Raw genomic sequence first — 16094 nt, forward strand, 5'->3', positions numbered from 1 at the left:
TCTCCTGGGAGCCCATCGGCCCGGCCTCCCCGAAATCCGATCCGTCGCCGTCGTGAAAGGACCGCACCCCGTTCGGCGAGGCTGCCATGTCCACATTCAGGTAAAGCGCCGTCCGGCGGACTTCGGCCGCGCTCAGCTCGTCAACGTAATGCTGGGACCCGTACAGGCCGTCCTCCTCGCCGCCCCAGAACGCAAACCGGACCCGGTTCGCCGGGCTGAACCCGCTGTCCTTCATCCACCGCGCGGTCTCCAGGACCGCCGCGACCCCGCTGCCGTTGTCGTTGATCCCGGGCCCCTCCCGCACGGAGTCCAGGTGCCCGCCCACCACCACCGTGTTCCCGGCGTCCCCTGCGGTGTCGGCCAGGATGTTGAAGCTCTCCACCTGCTTGCGGTTCCTGCCCTCGCCGCGGAAGCTGAAGGTCTGCCGGACCGGGGTGTACCCCGCGGCACGCAGCTGCTCCTCGACATAGCGCGCGGACGCCTCATACCCGGAGGTCCCCGAGGCCCGGTTGCCACCATTGTCATCAGCAATCCGCTGCAACGCCTCCAGATGGCCCACCATGCCCCGGCCGCTGAACTCCGCCAGCAACGCCCTCGGATCCACACCACCGGCAGGATTCAGCCGCGAGGCAGTGCAGCCAGAGAGCACAAGACTGATTGCGAGCAAGATGGCTGCGGCCGCAGCCGTTCCGGGCCTTTTCATCATGTGGACATCCTCCATCCCCCGAAGATAACGCCCAGACCGTTCCAGAGGAAGACTTTGCCCGGGTGGCAACGGCTCCCGTCCCTCATTGTGGTGGCCTCCGGCCCGCCCCCGCACAGCCGGGGGAATATTTGGCCGTGGAGGGCGTTGTACCGGTCGATAGATGCAAATGCATGTAAATCGGTTATAGTAGGAACAGCTCCCGGAAGTCTCCGGCCACGGAAAGGCACATCATGCAGATCGGCGTATTCAGCGTCAGCGATATCACCACCGACCCCACCACGGGCCGCACCCCGACGGAGCACGAACGCATCAAGGCGTCCGTGGCGATCGCCAAAAAGGTAGAGGAAATCGGTATGGATGTCTACGCCATCGGCGAGCACCACAACCGGCCCTTCTTCTCCTCCTCCCCCACCACCACCCTGGCCTACATCGCCGCCCAGACGGAGCGCATCATCCTGTCCACGGCCACCACGCTGATCACCACGAATGACCCGGTGAAGATCGCCGAGGATTTCGCCATGCTCCAGCACCTCGCGGACGGACGCGTGGACCTGGTCCTGGGCCGCGGCAACACCGCCCCGGTCTACCCCTGGTTCGGCAAGAACATCCAGGACGGGATCGAACTCGCGATCGAGAACTACTCCCTGCTGCGCCGCCTCTGGGACGAGGACACCGTCAACTGGTCCGGCAAGCACCGCACCCCGTTGCAGAACTTCACCTCCACCCCCCGCCCGCTGGACGGCGTCGCCCCCTTCGTGTGGCACGGCTCGATCCGCACGCCACAGATCGCCGAAGTGGCGGCGTACTACGGTGACGGCTTCTTCGCCAACAACATCTTCTGGCCCAAGGAGCACTACCAGCAGCTGATCGGCCTCTACCGCGAACGCTACGAGCACTACGGCCACGGCAAGGCAGACCAGGCGATTGTGGGCCTCGGCGGCCAGTTCTTCATGCGGAAGAACTCCCAGGACGCCGTCAAGGAGTTCCGTCCCTACTTCGACAACGCCCCGGTCTACGGCCACGGCCCCTCGCTGGAAGACTTCACGTCCCAGACCCCGTTGACCGTCGGCAGCCCGCAGGAAGTGATCGAAAAGACCCTGACGTTCAGGGAGTACTTCGGCGACTACCAGCGCCAGCTCTTCCTGATCGACCACGCCGGCCTGCCGCTGAAGACCGTCCTGGAACAGCTGGACCTGTTCGGCGAGGAGGTACTGCCGGTGCTGCGCAAGGAATATGCCGCGCTCAAGCCGGCACACGTTCCCGAACCGCCGACGCACGCCGGCCGGGTTGCCGCCGCGCTGGCAGCGGGCACCGTCGACGCCGCCGCGGCGGAGACCACCATTCAGGGCTCCTGATGCCCGCCAAGACTACCGAATCGCCGGTACGCCTGGCCGCGGAAACCTGGGAATCCCTGTTCCGGGCCCAGGTGGCGGTGATGCGCAAGCTGCAGGCGGCGCCGGCATTCAAAGCCCTGGCGCTCAATGAGTACGACGTCCTGTTTACGCTCTCCCGCTGCCCCTCCGGGTGGCTGCGCCTGAACGAGCTCAACGACAACGTGCTGCTGAGCCAGTCCAGCCTGAGCCGGCTGGTGGAGCGGCTCGAAAAGCGTGGGCTCGTTGAACGGACTCCGGCCCCGGAGGACGGCCGCGGGATCCTCATCCGGCTCACCGATGCCGGACGGGACCTGCAGAAGCAGATCGGCCGGGAACACGTGCGCGACATCGCCGCCCTCGTGGGCCCGGCCCTCTCCGCCGCCGAACAGCAGGAGCTGCTGCGGCTGACCGAGAAGCTCCGCGCCGCTGTCTCCGTGCGCTAAGACCGTGCGGCCGTGACCTGAGGCCGCCCGGCCGTTCGGCCGTGCGCTGCCTAGTGGATCAAGACGAGCTGCGCCGGGTCTTCCTGCGGCAGGTTATCGACGACGGCGGTGACGCTGAGTTCCTTCAGGGACAGGCTGCCGCCCACGGTGGACAGGAAGGCGGTGTCCGAGGAATCGCGTCCTGCCGTGATCCGCAGCATGCTCTCCCGTGGCGCCAGCCCCGTGGGGTCGATGACGTGCCAGGCGCCGTTGATGTGCGCCTCGGCCACGGCGTGGAAGTCCATCGGGGTCAGTCCCGGGGCGTAGACGGCGGCCAGCCGGGCCGGGACGTTCTTGGAACGCAGCAGGGCAATGGCGAGGTGGGCAAAGTCCCGGCAGACGCCGCGGCGGTGCAGCAGTGTTTCGACCGCGCCGTCGGTCCCCCGCGAGGATCCGCTGACGTAGCGCAGCTCGTTGAAAACCCAGTCCCGGACGGCGTGGAGCAGCTCCTCGCCCTGGAGCCCGCCGAATTCGGCGTAGGCGGTGGGCAACAGCCGGTCCGATTCCGCGTAGCGGCTGGGCCGGACATAGCGGATCAGTTCCATGAGCCCGGGTTCCTCGGGCAGCGCGAAGCCGGTGACGGTGGCCGAATACTCAACCAGGACGTCGGTGGGTTCGGCGAATTCCATGTAGTGGAAGCGGCCGCCGTGATGGTCCGAGAGCTCGGTCAGCGGCACGTCCCCGCCTCCCGCGGTCACCCTGAGCGATTCGTCAATCGAGTCGTAGCCGGCGTTCCGGGCCACGGCCACGGCGAGAGCCACCTTGGTTTCGGCAACGGTCTTGAAGGCCAGGCGGGCGGCTACGGCGCGTTCCATGTATCTCTGTCTCCGGGATGTGGGATTGAGGTGGGTGCAGGAGAAGCCGCCGTCAACGGCCCGGGGATGTGCGGGGCGGGCGGGACTAGTTCTTGATCTTCAGAGACATTAGCATCCGCTGGACGTTCGCGAATTCGGACCCCTCGTTGACGTACTTGGCCGCCTGGTCGAGAGTGTCGAACGCCTTGGCGGGGGCAACCTTCTGGTCCGGCGCCAACGCCTTGAGCACTGTCAGGTCCCCAAACGAATAGTCCCCCTTGCCGGCCGGGCCACGGACCAGGTTCTGCAACGCGCAGCTCTTGCCGCCGGCGCCGCCCACCACGTTGGTGATGCCGTAGGAGCCGAAGTACTTGTAGCCCTGGATCACCCGGAACACCACGTGCGGGTCAATGGTTCCCCCGCCGCCGGCGTGCGGCAGGTCAACCGGCACGCTGCTGACCACGACGTAGTTGCGGGCGGCGTCGTCCGGGCAGGCAGCGGCCGGCTGCGGGGGCAGGCCGGTCTGCAAGGTGGCCAGGTAGGCGCCGCCGGCGTCCTTGACGGTGATCTTCAGCGCCCCGGGCAGAGCACCGGCGTCGGGAGCTGCGGACTGGACAATCCAGTCCTGCGGCACCTCAAAACTGACGGACTTTGCCGGGTCGGTAAAGACCTTCCAGGCCGCTGCGCTCGAGCCCGGGGTGGGGGAAGCGCTGGCCGAGGCGGCGGCACTAGTGGTGGCTGACGGCGTCGCACTCTCACTCGCACCGGCACTCGCACTGTCCGCCGCGCTGCTGCCCGCGGTCCAGACCGGCGTCCCCTTGCCGTCGCTGCTGCAGCCCGAAAGGGCTGCCACCGCGACCGCGAGCGCCGCGCCGGTGCGCAGCACAGCGCCCCGGATTCCTGCGGTGCCTGCTGAAGAAGGGGCCGTCCCAGTCATGGTGCCAGCGTAGCCGGGGCGCCGCATGACTCAGAGCTCCCGCATCAGTGTTTCGTAGAACCGGACCCCCTGCTCCAGCGTCTCCAGCCCGATCTTTTCGTCAACGGCGTGGATCGAGCCGCGGGCCCGGACGTCCATGAAGAAGGGCGCGAAGCGGTACACGGCACCGCAGATCCCGGTGAAACGGCGCGAGTCGGTGCCGCCCATCATGATGTAGGGGGTGATGATCGCCTCGGGGAAGACCTGCCCGATGCAGTCCGCCAGCAGGTCCCACTGGGCCCCCGAGGACGGCGACACCGGAGACGGGTCGTTGCCCTCCACGACGCGCAGTCCGACTTTCGGGTCGCGGATGATTTTCCGCAGCAGTGCCATGGTGCCATCGACCGTCTCCCCCACCGCCACCCTGATGTTGGCGTTGGCCTTCGCCGTGGCGGCGAGGACGTTGGCCCCGGAGCTGCCTTCGAGCGTGGTGATGGCGACGGTGGTTCGGGTCATGGCGTTGGTCTCGCTGCCGAGCCGGCCGAAGAGCCAGGTGATCGGCGGCCGGAGCAGTGCCACGTTCGCGAACACGGCCCGCAGCGGTGGCGGGGTGTGCGGGCCGAAGCGGCGCAGCATCTCGGCGGTCACCTCCGGCAGCGACTGCGGGAACGGGCTGCGCTCGATCCGGGTGATGGCGCGGGCCAGCCGCGCTGTCGCCCCCATCCGCGGCGGCGTGGAGGCGTGTCCGCCCGGGTCCCGGGTCAGCAGCTCCACATCCAGGATTCCCTTTTCGGCCACGCCGACGACGGCGGCCGGCCGGCTCACCCCCGGGAAGGCGCCGCCCGCGACGGCACCGCCCTCGTCCAGGACGAGCCAGGGCGCCACGCCGCGGCCGGCCAGCAGGTCGGCGGCGGCCGCCGCGCTGTTGCCGGCCGTCTCCTCGTTGTTGCCGAACGAGAAGTAGAGGTCGTGCGCGGGCGCATACCCCGCCAGCAGCAGGCTCTCGGCCGCTTCCAGGATGGCCACGAGCTGGCCCTTGTCATCGAGCGTCCCGCGGCCCCAGAGGAACGTGCCGTCGTTGTGGCCGGAGAACGGCGGGTGTGTCCACTCCCCCGGGTCGTCTGCCGGGACGACGTCGTAGTGTGCCATCAGCACCGATGCCCGGTGCGCGGCCGCCGGGTCCTCCGCTGGTGCGGCGCCGGGCCAGCGGTACAGGAGGGCGTGGCCGTTGACCCGCTCCAGTTCCAGGGCAGCATGGACCGCCGGATACAACCGGGGCAGCGCCGCGATGAAGGCCTCGAACTCGGCTGTTTCCACCCCGGCCCCGGCCGCGGAGGACCCCTCGGCCCGGCTGGACACGGTCCGGTACGTCACGAGCTCCGCCAGCGACGCCGCCGCGCGCCCGGCGCCCGGCGGGTGTCCGGGGCCGCCCGGTGTTCCGCCGGGGCTCTTGAGGGTATTGCCGGCGGCAGCGTTCTGCAGGGGGTTGCGCATGCGCGAAAGTCTACGGCCGGAGAGTCCGCCGGAACGGGCTATTCGGCGCGCGGGTCCGGCCCCGGAATCCGGGGCACAATTCGACGCACAAATTTCGGCCTCGGGAAAGCGGATACGCTGGGGGCATGGCCGAACAGAGCATTGACGGAACGCACTTTGGGGATCTGGGCGACGTGGCAGGCATGTCGGCCCTCGATATCGCGGACTGGCGGCTGCGGACCTTTGCCCTTTACGCCACCACGCGGAAGATTGCCGCGGACAGCCCGGCCGAGGCGCATTCCTACTGGCGCCAGGAGCGGGACCGCATGTTCGGCACCCACCCGGCGTCCGCGCTGACGGCCGAGGCCAAGGCCACCTTCGGCGGCCTGAAAACGGCGGACTACGATCCGATCTACCGCTTCCACGTCCCGCTGACCCCCGAGGGCGCCGGGCGGGAGATGAACGTAGAGACCGGGACCGACGGCCTGGTCCGGTTTGTGCGGCTGGGCACCTTCGACCTGCCCGAGATGGGACAGCTCGCGGTCTGGAAGCTCAGGGGCTACGGCGGGGGCATCTTCGTGCCGTTCCGTGACGCCACCGCCGGCCAGCCCGGCGGCAGCTACGGCGCCGGACGCTACCTCCTGGACACCATCAAGGGAGCTTTCCACGGCGTGCGGGGCTCCGGGCCCGACGCCGAATTCATCCTGGACTTCAATTTCGCCTACAACCCCTCGTGCGCCTACAACGAGGCCTGGGCATGTCCGCTGGCTGGCCCGGCAAACCGGCTGGCCGTGGACATCCCCGTGGGCGAGCTGTACTGAGCGGATGGAGTCCCAGCTCGAACAGCTTGACCCTGCCCCCGCCGTCGTCCTCGGGCCGAAGACCCGCCGGTACCGTGGAGTCCTCCGTTACCCCGTGGTCCGGCAGCTCATCCGGTTCACCGGCGTCGGCATTGTCTGCACCCTGACCTCCCTGGCCCTGTACGCCCTCTCCCGGCCCTGGCTTGGGGCACAGCCGGCCAACGCGGCGGCCCTGATCCTGACGTCGTTCATGAATACCGCACTCAACCGGCGCCTGACGTTCAAGATCACCGAACGCCGCCGGATGAAGCGCGACCACCTCAACGGCCTGATCGTAATCCTCGTCGCGCTGCTGATCACCGGCGGCAGCCTCGCCGTCCTGCACTGGGTCAACCCGGACGCCACCGTGGCCGAGGAGCTGTGGACCACCACCCTTTCCGGTTTCGCCGCCACCGCCGTGCGGTTCACGATGCTGCGGCACTGGATCTTCCGCCGCGCCCGCCACCGCTGACGTCGCCCACGGCCCCCACCCCGGGTTGAGCTATCAGTTCACGCCGCCATGGAGGCGGCCCGATAGGGACATGTAGTCACAGCTCAACCGGTGGAGGGGTGCCGAGGGAGCGGACGCCGGCGACGGCGGTGCGGACCGCGGCCGCCGCCTCCTGCAACTGCGCTGCCGTCACGGTCGAGTCGAAGCTGAACCGCACCGCCGTCTGGGCGATCTCGGGCCCGATGCCCAGGGCCAGCAGCACGGTTGAGGGCGCATCCGAGCCGGCGGCACACGCGGAACCGCTGGAGCAGATGATGCCCTGGCGTTCGAGCTCCAGCAGCACGGACTCGCCGCTCGTGCCCGGGAAGCAGAAGGAGGCCACCGAGGGCAGCCGCTCGGTGGGGTGGCCGGTGAGCAGCGCGCCGGGAACACCGGCCAGCACGGCGTCAATGAACCCGTCGCGGAGGGCAGCGACGCGCCCGGCCGGTTCCCGCGGCAGTGCCAGGGCCGTCGCCAGCGCCACGGCGCCGGCGACGTTTTCCGTGCCCGACCGGCGGCCCCGCTCCTGCCCGCCGCCGTGGACCAGCGGTTCAAGCCGGACCCGGCCGCGCACAAACAGCGCACCGCTGCCCTTGGGCGCGCCCAGCTTGTGGCCGGAAATACTCAGCGCGTCCACGCCCAGTGCGCCGGTGTCCAGCGGCAGCCAGCCGGCGGCCTGGACGGCGTCGGTGTGGAACGGGACTCCGTGCGCCCGGGCCAGCGCCGCGAGCCGGGCGATGGGCTGGACCGTGCCGACCTCGTTGTTGGCGTACATGATGCTGACCAGGGCCGTGCCGGGCTGCAGCACGGCGGCGAGGGCCTCTTCGCTCACCTGCCCGAAGCGGTCCACGGGGATCACGTCGACGGCGAAGCCGTGGACCCGTTCGAGGTACCGGGCGGATTCTTCCACCGCAGGATGCTCGACGGCGCTGATCGCCACCCGGTCCAGCCGCGGATCGGCGGCGCGCCGGGCAAGGGCGATGCCCTTGACGGCGAGGTTGTCCGCTTCCGTGCCGCCGGAGGTGAAGACGACTTCCCCGGGGCGGCAGCCGAGGGCCTTGGCGGTTGCGGCGCGGGCCCCCGCGAGCGCCGCGGCAGCCGCCTCACCCAGGGAGTGATGGCTTGACGGGTTGCCGAATTCGCCCGTGAGGTACGGCCACATGGCCTCCAGCACCTCGCGGCGGACCGGGGTGGTGGCTGCGGCGTCGAGGAAGATCATGGTGCGCCTCAGCCGGCCGCCGGACCGTCGCCGGAGTCGACGGCCGGCTCGACGTCAAGCTCGATGTCCAGGCCGAGGTCCAGGGCCGTGACACTGTGTGTCAGGGCGCCGATCGAGATGACGTCCACCCCGGTGGCCGCGATGTCCGCCACGGTGGCGAGGTTGACGTTGCCGCTGGCCTCGACGCGGGCCCGGCCGCCCACCAGCCCGACGCCGGCCGCGAGCTCGGCCAGGGAGAAGTTGTCCAGCATGATGGTGTCCACCCCGGCGGCAAGGACGGGCTCGATCTGCTCCATGGTGTCCACCTCCACCTCGAAGTGTGTCGTGTGGCCGAGCTGGGCCTTGGCGCCGCGCAACACTGCGGTCAGCTTCGCCGGATCGCCGCCGGTAAGAACGGCCAAGTGGTTGTCCTTGGCCAGGACTGCGTCGGAGAGGCTGAAGCGGTGGTTGGCGCCGCCGCCGCACCGCACGGCGTAGCGTTCGAGCACCCGCAGCCCCGGCGTCGTCTTGCGGGTATCGGTGATCCGGGCCCCGGTGCCGGCCACGAGCGCCACGAACTCGGCCGTTTTGGTGGCGATGGCGCACATCCGCTGGACCAGGTTCAGGGCGACGCGTTCGGCCAGCAGCACGGCGCGGGCGTTCCCGGTCACGCGGGCCAGGGCGGTTCCGGCGGCGAAGGCCTCGCCGTCGTTGACCAGCAGTTCGACGACGGCGCCCGGGTCGGTCAGCTTCATCGCCGCAGCGAAGACCTCCCCTCCGCTCAGCACGCCGGGAACGCGCGCATTGAGCACCGCCGTCGCCCGCGCCTGCGCGGGGATGAGCACCTGCGAGGTGATGTCCCCGGACGGGGCGTCCTCCTGCAGCGCCGTGCGAAGGACTGCCAGGACGGCGGCCCCGGGCAGGCTCCCGGCGAGCGCCGCGGCGCGGGAGGGCAGGGTTTCCGGGGCGGCGGTTGCGTGGGCAGTGGTGGTCATGAGGAAATCCTTTGCATGGAATGGGTGAGGGCTGAGGCGTCGTCCGTGTCCGCCCGGTAGTGGGCTCCGACGGACTGCGTGCGGTTCAGCGCAGCCGCCACAAGCAGGCGGGCCGCGAGGAGCAGGTTCCGGTCCTCATGGGCATCCTGATCGAGGCCGGCATCGGGAGCGGTCTCAGAATGGACAACGGCGTCCCAGGCCGCAAGCACGGTCTCCGCCTCCCGCAGTTGCTCCCCGCTGCGCATTACCCCGGCGTCCGCCGTCATCAACCGCCGAAGAGCGTCGCGCGAGAAAACCCCGTACGCGGATACCGACTTCACAAAATCTTCGGACACGCTCGCTAAAGTGTCCTCCCCTGACGTGAAGTCGTGCGACGGCGCTGCGGAAGCGTGCCTCAAGGGGAGGCCGCCCGCGGCCGAGACAGCACGCGGAGCAGTGGTGTCGTGCGACGGGTCGGCGCGCAGGAAGTCCTCGACCGCACGGCGGCCAAACACGAGGCCCTCCAGCAGCGAGTTGCTCGCCAGCCGGTTTGCCCCCTGCGCCCCGGTGCGGGCGACCTCGCCGGCGGCGTACAGGCCGGGAACGGACGTGCGGCCCCGCAGGTCGGTGCACACGCCGCCCATCCAGTAGTGCGCTGCCGGGGAGACGGGGACCGTTTCTGTGGTCCAGTCGTAGCCGGCGGCGAGGGTGGCCGCCGTGATGGTTGGGAACCGCCGGGCCAGGAAGCCCGCGCCCCGCTCTGCCTCGATGCCGCGGGCGTCCAGGTAGACCGGGCTGTCCGGCGCGGCCCCGGTGGCGGCCAGGTGCAGGGCGATGCTGCGGGAGACGACGTCGCGGGGGGCCAGTTCGGCGTCGGGGTGGTAGTCGGGCATGAAGCGGTATCCCGCGGAGTCCAGCAGCACCGCGCCCTCGCCACGGACCGCTTCGGAGATGAGCAGGGCCGGCGGCCCGCCTGGAATCTCCTCGGCGGCAAGGGTGGTGGGGTGGAACTGGAAGAACTCGAGGTCCCGCACCGCGGCGCCGGCACGCCAGGCCAGGGCCAGGCCGTCGGCGGTGGCGACGGCGGGGTTGCTGGTGCGGGCAAAGAGCCGGCCCGCCCCGCCGGTGGTGAGCAGGACGGCGTCGGCGGCCAGCGACTGGGGCCGTCCGGCGGCCAGGTAGGCCACTCCGGTGACCCGGGCCGGCGTCGGGGGCGTGCTGCCGGGCTGTGACAGTTCGTCCGGCAGCGCTTCAGCCAGGTCGTCCGGTCCGGTCAGGAGCCCGGTAACGAACGCGCTGGTCTCCACCCGGAGCCGGCCGTGGCCGGCGCGGTCCAGGACGGCGCGTTCGAGGACGGCGGCGACGAGCCCGCGGGCGATGCAGGCGCCCGTCGCGTCCCCGCCGGCGTGCAGGATGCGCGGCGCCGAGTGTGCCGCTTCCAGGCCCAGGGCCGGTCCGCCGCCGGGAGCTGCGTCGAAATGCACGCCGTAGCGGCCCAGGCCAGCGATGTCCCGGACGGCCTCTGTACACAGGACCCGGACTGCCTCGGGGTCGTTGAGCCCGGCACCGGCGGCGAGCGTGTCCGCGATGTGCGCTGCCACGGAGTCCCCGGGGGCGGCATCCTCCGGGGCCAGCACGGCCGAGATGCCGCCCTGGGCGTAGAACGTGTTGCTTTGCTCCAGCGTCCCCTTGCTCAGGAGGACCACCTCGATGTCACGGCCGCCGGTGGCGGCGTCGTCGGTGGCGAGCAGCGCGGCGTAGAGCCCCGCAATCCCGCTGCCGACGATCACGAGCCGCCTGGTCACGGCCGCGCCGCCAGCATGCGCTCCAGGGCCACCTTGGCCGGGGCGGCCACGTCTTCGTCCACGGTGATGCGGTTCAGCACCTCGCCGCGGACCAGCGCTTCCAGGACCCAGGCGAGGTAGCCGGGGTGGATGCGGTACATCGTGGAGCAGGGGCAGATCACCGGGTCCAGGCAGAAGATGGTGTGCTGCGGGTATTCCGCGGCGAGCCGGTTCACCATGTTGATTTCGGTGCCGATCGCGAACGTGGTGGGTTCCGTGGCCGCGGCGATGGCCTTCTTGATGAAGTCGGTTGACCCGGCGGAATCGGCGGCATCCACCACCTCCATGGGGCATTCCGGGTGCACGATCACCTGCACGCCGGGGAACTCGGCGCGGGCCTTTTCGATCTGGCCCACGTTGAAGCGCTTGTGGACCGAGCAGAAGCCGTGCCAGAGGATTACCCGGGAATCGAGCAGGGCCTGTTCGTCGTTGCCGCCGAGGTCCCTGCGCGGGTTCCACATCGGCATCTGCTCCAGCGGCACCCCCATGGCCTTGGCGGTGTTGCGGCCCAGGTGCTGGTCGGGGAAGAACAGCACGCGCTGGCCGCGTTCGAAGGCCCATTCCAGCACCGTCGCGGCGTTCGAGGAGGTGCAGACGATCCCGCCGCGCTCGCCGCAGAAGCCCTTGAGGGCGGCGGAGGAGTTCATGTAGGTGACCGGAATGACCGGGACCCGGCCCTCGGCGTCGGACTCGGTGCCGAAGACCTCCTCAAGCTGTTCCCAGCACTCGGTGACCGAGTCGATGTCCGCCATGTCGGCCATGGAGCAGCCCGCGGCCAGGTTGGGCAGGATCACGGCCTGGTCGGGGCGGGACAGGATGTCCGCCGTCTCGGCCATGAAGTGCACGCCGCAGAAGACGATGGCCTCCGCGTCGGGCCGGGTAAGGGCGGCGTTGGCGAGCTGGAACGAATCGCCCACGAAGTCGGCGTATTCGATCACTTCGTCGCGCTGGTAGAAGTGCCCCAGCACGACGGCGCGGTCCCCCAGTGCCGCTTTGGCGGCGCGGATCCGGGCGTCGAGTTCGGCGTCGGAAGCGAGCTTGTATTCTTCCGGGAGCTGGCCCTGCCGGGGAGTGGAGGCCGGTGCGACGTCGGCGGAGGAGGCTCCCGGCCCGTAGGCGGGCACTCCGGCGAGGGCCTCGGCGAGGTCGTAGTCCCAGGGCCCGCGGGCCAGCGCGGGGCTGCAGGTGGAGGCGGCCGCGCCCTGTGCCATGGTGGTGGCCTGCTCGCGCGTGATCAGCTGGATTGCCGTGTTGACGCTGCTCATGGTGTGCTCCTGTTGTCTGGGTCGAGGCCTGGGCGGCCGGTGAAGCGGTAGAGGCGGGGCGGGCGGTGCTTGCCGCCCTGCAGATAATGGTCGGTTTCTTCGATTTCCGGTGTGGCCTTGACCTGCCGGCGGAAGTTGGCGGGATCGAGTTCGCGGTCCAGGACGGCCTCGTAGACCTCCCGGACCTGGGCGAGGGTGAAGTACTCGCCCAGCAGGTGGTAGGCGATGGATCCGTAGGCCATCTTGTTGCGCAGACGCCACAGCGCGTAGTCGACGATCGAGTTGTGGTCGAAGGCCAGCTCGTCCAGCCTGTCGGCGCGGAACCAGCGCACGTTCTCCGATTCGTCGGCCAGCGCGGCCTCCGTGGGCTGGACGAGTGCCCAGTACACGATCGAGACGACGCGCTGGGTGGGCGAGCGGTGCAGCCCGCCAAAGGCGTAGAGCTGTTCGAGGTAGTTCGGGGCCAGCCCGGTGGTCTCGCGCAGGTTCCGCGAGGCGGCGTCCTGGAGTGACTCGGAGTGCGTGAGCGGGCCGCCCGGCAGGGCCCACAGGCCCTTGAACGGCTCGCGGATCCGGCGCACCAGCGGAATCCACAGTGTGGGCCGTCCGGACCTCTCGCTGGGGCGCAGCGCAAAGATCACCGTGGAGATGGCCAGCGACGGCGGCGCGGTCTGGCGCTCCGAGACGTTGGCTGCTGTGGTGTAAACGGTGGTTCACCCGCCCTCTGAGGTCCCGGGCGGGTCCAGCGGTGGACTGCCCGGCCGGATCCGGCCCGACCGCCGGATTAGTTATAGTCAAATTGACTAGAACTAATGATACGGCCGAGACGGCAGGGCGCAAAATGTTTCAGGTCACATGGGCGGGCACATTTGCGGAAACGGCCGCGGCGCCGGCGCTGCCGGGGTTCGGTCCGGGCTTGTCCGCGGGAGCCGGCAACGGTAACAATCGGGGCTATGGACGGAGAAGATATGGGCCCGGAGGCTATGGACGGAGAAGTTATGGACCCGGAGGGTAGGGACTCAAAGGGTAGGGACTCAGAGGCGGTCAGGGCTCGTTACGCGGGAGCGGCCCAGGCATTCATGGAGCTCGCCGGGCAGGTACCGCACCAGGCGTGGTCGCGGCCGGCACTGGGTGAATGGGATGTCCGGGCGCTGACCGGCCACACGAGCCGCGCCCTGACCACCGTGGAAACCTACCTCGCCACCCCGGCCGCCGGGGCGCGGGTGCCGGGTCCAGTGGAATACTTCCTGGCCGTCCGGGGCGCCACCTCGCCCGCCGCGATTGCGCAGCGAGGCAGGGAAACCGGGGAGGCGCTGGGCGAGGACCCTGCCGCTGCCGTGCGGGAGCTTGTCCAACGCGTCACGGCCCTCGTCAGGAACACGCCGGACGATGCCCTGGTGGCCACCCCTGCCGGAGTAATGACGCTCATCGACTATCTGCCGACCCGGACCTTCGAGCTGGCCGTGCACACCCTGGATCTGGCGCGCGCCCTGGGCCTGCCGCCGCCCGCCGCCTTGGCCCCGGCGGTGGCGGCCTCCCTGGAGCTCGCCGGAGCCATCGGCTCCCGGCTGCCGTCCGCCGGTGAGTTGCTGCTCTTGCTTACCGGCCGGACCGGCCTGCCCGAAAACCTGAGTGTCCTCTAGCCCGTGCCGGCGGCCGCGGCTTCCAGCAGCGGCAGGGTGCGGCCCTGGAAGTGCGTATTGAGCACGATCACGGAGGACGAGCGCAGGACCGATCTGGTGGCGATCATGGCATCGAGGACGCGCTGGAGGTCCGAATTGGAGCGGGCGGCTATCCGGGCCATGAGGTCCGAGCTCCCGGAGACGGTATGGATCTCGATCAGCTCGGGGATCCGCGCCAGGGCCTCCACGACGGCGTCGTGCCCGAGGTCCTGGTTGATCGTGAGGGAGCAGAAAGCCACGACGGGGTAGCCGAAGTGCGCCGGATCGGGCTGGGGCACCCATGAGCCAATCACGCCGGCGTCCTGCATCCGGTCCAGGCGCGACTGCACCGTGGCGCGGGCAACCTTCAGTACACGGGAGGCCTCCAGGACCGAGGCCCGGGGGGAATCCGTGAAAAATCGGACAATCTTTGCATCAAGCGGATCAACGTCCACTGATTCTTCCTTCCCAAGCGGGACCGGGCCGGACAAACAGCCACCGATGCCCCAATTCAGTTAGCAAACTGCCACCATGCTCTCACGGCGGAGGCGCCCCGGCGGCCGGGGGCAGGTCCCAAATCCGGTAAATTCAATAGGTCCCATAAGGACGAAAAGATCCAAACCACACGAAGGTTCGCCATGACGATGAAGTCCACCGCGACGCTACCCACCGCGGTTCCCGCCCCGAGCCTGGGGCACAGCATGAAACCACGCCAGCTGACAATGATGGGACTGGGCAGCGCGATCGGCGCCGGCCTGTTCCTCGGCTCGGGGGCAGGAATCCAGGCGGCGGGACCGGCCGTGCTGATCTCCTACCTCGTCGCAGGAACCCTGATCATCCTGGTGATGTGGGCGCTCGGGGAGATGGCCGCGGCCAATCCCAACAGCGGCGCCTTCTCCGTGTACACGCAAAAGGCCATGGGCAAGACCGCGGGCGCCACCGTCGGCTGGCTCTGGTGGCTGCAGCTCGTGGTGGTCATCGCGGCCGAGGCCCTCGGTGCGGCCGGGCTCCTGTTCACGGTGTGGCCGGTGATCCCCGTCTGGGCACTCTCCCTGATCTTCATGGCCCTGTTCACCGCCATCAACCTGGCGGGCGTGAAGAATTTCGGCGAGTTCGAATTCTGGTTCGCCATCCTCAAGGTGGCTGCCATCGTGATATTCCTGGCCATCGGCGGGGCCCTGCTGCTGGGCTTGCTGCCGGACGTCCCGTCCCCTGGCCTCAGCAACTTCACGTCCGGCTTCGCCCCGGCCGGCCTGGGCGGCATCGCAACCGCACTCTTCGTCGTCATCTTCGCCTTCGGCGGCACCGAGATTGTCAGCGTGGCCGCGGCCGAGACGGAAAACCCGGAGCGCAGCGTCGCCCAGGCGATCCGCACCGTCGTCTGGCGGATCCTCGTGTTCTACATCGGCTCGGTATTCGTCATCGCGGCCGTCCTTCCCTCGACCTCCGCGGCCCTGAAGTCCCCCTTCGCCGGCGTCCTCGACGTCGCCCGGATCCCCGGCGCCGGCGCCGCGATCACCCTGGTCGCCGTCATCGCGCTGCTCTCCGCCCTGAACGCCAACCTCTACGGCGCGTCCCGCATGGTGTACTCGCTCTCTGAGCGCGGCGAAGCCCCCAAGTTCCTCTCCAAGCTCAACACGGCCCGGGTCCCGGTCGTGGCGGTGAGCGTCTCCGTGGCCTTCGGCTTCCTGGCCGCCGTTCTCGAACTGCTCTTCCCGGACCAGATCCTGCCGGCGCTGTTCCAGCTGGTCGGTTCCACCTGCCTCGTGGTGTGGGGCTCGGCCCTGGTGTCCCAGCTGATCCTGCGCCGCCGGGCTGACCGCGACGGCACTGCGCTGCCGCTGCGGATGAAGGGCTTCCCGGGGCTGACGATCTTCGGGCTCGTGCTCCTGGCTCTGATCTTCGCCGTCGGCTTCAGCAGCCCGGAGAGCAGCAAGCAGCTGGTCAGCACCCTGGTACTGGTGGCCGGCATCGCGGTGGCGTGCTGGACCGGCGCCCGGATCACCCGGAACCGCAACGCCGCCGCCGGCGCGAAAGCCGACCAGGCGGAACAGCCCAGCCGCTAGACAAATTGCCAAG

Annotated in this window: 16 protein-coding genes; 6 read left to right on the plus strand and 10 right to left on the minus strand. The window is 69.6% G+C overall.

The annotated features are described in order from the left end of the window. Positions 1-706 (minus strand): M20/M25/M40 family metallo-hydrolase (locus AC1DRO_RS17850; RefSeq protein WP_476951866.1); only part of this gene is annotated, 706 nt, incomplete at its 3' end. Between the two features lie 230 nt (positions 707-936). Here AC1DRO_RS17850 and AC1DRO_RS17855 point away from each other — a divergent pair. Next, entirely contained in the window at positions 937-2061 is a 1125-nt protein-coding gene (locus tag AC1DRO_RS17855) for an LLM class flavin-dependent oxidoreductase (RefSeq protein WP_476951867.1), read from the plus strand. Further along, positions 2061-2522, plus strand: a complete 462-nt coding sequence (locus AC1DRO_RS17860) for a MarR family winged helix-turn-helix transcriptional regulator (RefSeq protein ID WP_243181330.1) — start codon at positions 2061-2063, stop codon at positions 2520-2522. The genes AC1DRO_RS17855 and AC1DRO_RS17860 overlap by 1 nt, the downstream gene beginning before the upstream one ends. Positions 2523-2572: 50 nt before the next feature. Here the strand turns inward: AC1DRO_RS17860 and AC1DRO_RS17865 are convergent, their stop codons facing one another. The 3 genes from AC1DRO_RS17865 to AC1DRO_RS17875 form a co-directional block, all read right to left on the minus strand. Then, complete coding sequence (locus AC1DRO_RS17865; protein ID WP_476951868.1) at positions 2573-3376, minus strand: transglutaminase-like domain-containing protein; 804 nt, start codon at positions 3374-3376, stop codon at positions 2573-2575. Positions 3377-3461: 85 nt separating this feature from the next. Next, the gene (locus AC1DRO_RS17870) at positions 3462-4292 is read right to left on the minus strand and encodes a hypothetical protein (protein ID WP_476951869.1); all 831 of its coding nucleotides are present in this window, start codon (positions 4290-4292) and stop codon (positions 3462-3464) included. Positions 4293-4322: 30 nt separating this feature from the next. Beyond that, positions 4323-5765, minus strand: a complete 1443-nt coding sequence (locus tag AC1DRO_RS17875) for a M20/M25/M40 family metallo-hydrolase (protein ID WP_476951870.1) — start codon at positions 5763-5765, stop codon at positions 4323-4325. Positions 5766-5890: 125 nt separating this feature from the next. On the opposite strand from AC1DRO_RS17875, the gene AC1DRO_RS17880 reads away from it, so the two are divergent. Both AC1DRO_RS17880 and AC1DRO_RS17885 read left to right on the plus strand, forming a co-directional pair. Then, entirely contained in the window at positions 5891-6565 is a 675-nt protein-coding gene (locus AC1DRO_RS17880) for a DUF1684 domain-containing protein (RefSeq protein ID WP_079554377.1), read from the plus strand. Positions 6566-6569: 4 nt separating this feature from the next. After that, the gene (locus AC1DRO_RS17885; RefSeq protein ID WP_028277527.1) at positions 6570-7055 is read left to right on the plus strand and encodes a GtrA family protein; all 486 of its coding nucleotides are present in this window, start codon (positions 6570-6572) and stop codon (positions 7053-7055) included. A 76-nt stretch (positions 7056-7131) separates the two neighbouring features. Here AC1DRO_RS17885 and AC1DRO_RS17890 read toward each other — a convergent pair whose 3' ends face one another. The 5 genes from AC1DRO_RS17890 to AC1DRO_RS17910 are packed head-to-tail and all read right to left on the minus strand — an operon-like array spanning position 7132 to position 12935. Next, positions 7132-8292: a cysteine desulfurase family protein gene (locus AC1DRO_RS17890; RefSeq protein ID WP_476951871.1), complete on the minus strand. Its 1161-nt coding sequence runs from the start codon at positions 8290-8292 to the stop codon at positions 7132-7134. An 8-nt stretch (positions 8293-8300) separates the two neighbouring features. Then, positions 8301-9266 (minus strand): carboxylating nicotinate-nucleotide diphosphorylase, encoded by a 966-nt coding sequence (gene nadC / locus AC1DRO_RS17895; RefSeq protein WP_476951872.1) that lies wholly within the window; start codon positions 9264-9266, stop codon positions 8301-8303. Then, positions 9263-11050, minus strand: a complete 1788-nt coding sequence (locus AC1DRO_RS17900; protein WP_476951873.1) for an L-aspartate oxidase — start codon at positions 11048-11050, stop codon at positions 9263-9265. The genes nadC and AC1DRO_RS17900 overlap by 4 nt, the downstream gene beginning before the upstream one ends. After that, on the minus strand, positions 11047-12354 hold the full coding sequence (gene nadA, locus AC1DRO_RS17905; protein WP_476951874.1) for a quinolinate synthase NadA: 1308 nt from the start codon (positions 12352-12354) through the stop codon (positions 11047-11049). The genes AC1DRO_RS17900 and nadA overlap by 4 nt, the downstream gene beginning before the upstream one ends. Further along, entirely contained in the window at positions 12351-12935 is a 585-nt protein-coding gene (locus tag AC1DRO_RS17910) for an NUDIX hydrolase (RefSeq protein WP_476951875.1), read from the minus strand. The genes nadA and AC1DRO_RS17910 overlap by 4 nt, the downstream gene beginning before the upstream one ends. A 417-nt stretch (positions 12936-13352) precedes the next feature. Between AC1DRO_RS17910 and AC1DRO_RS17915 the strand changes: the two genes are divergently transcribed. Beyond that, complete coding sequence (locus AC1DRO_RS17915) at positions 13353-13997, plus strand: maleylpyruvate isomerase N-terminal domain-containing protein (protein ID WP_476951917.1); 645 nt, start codon at positions 13353-13355, stop codon at positions 13995-13997. Here AC1DRO_RS17915 and AC1DRO_RS17920 read toward each other — a convergent pair. Next, complete coding sequence (locus AC1DRO_RS17920; protein WP_028277521.1) at positions 13994-14470, minus strand: Lrp/AsnC family transcriptional regulator; 477 nt, start codon at positions 14468-14470, stop codon at positions 13994-13996. The two genes, AC1DRO_RS17915 and AC1DRO_RS17920, sit on opposite strands and share 4 nt — an antisense overlap. Before the next feature lie 183 nt (positions 14471-14653). Between AC1DRO_RS17920 and AC1DRO_RS17925 the strand changes: the two genes are divergently transcribed. Beyond that, positions 14654-16081, plus strand: a complete 1428-nt coding sequence (locus tag AC1DRO_RS17925; protein WP_476943380.1) for an amino acid permease — start codon at positions 14654-14656, stop codon at positions 16079-16081. Positions 16082-16094: the final 13 nt, after the last annotated feature.

Source organism: Arthrobacter sp. P4_F11 (assembly GCF_056401395.1).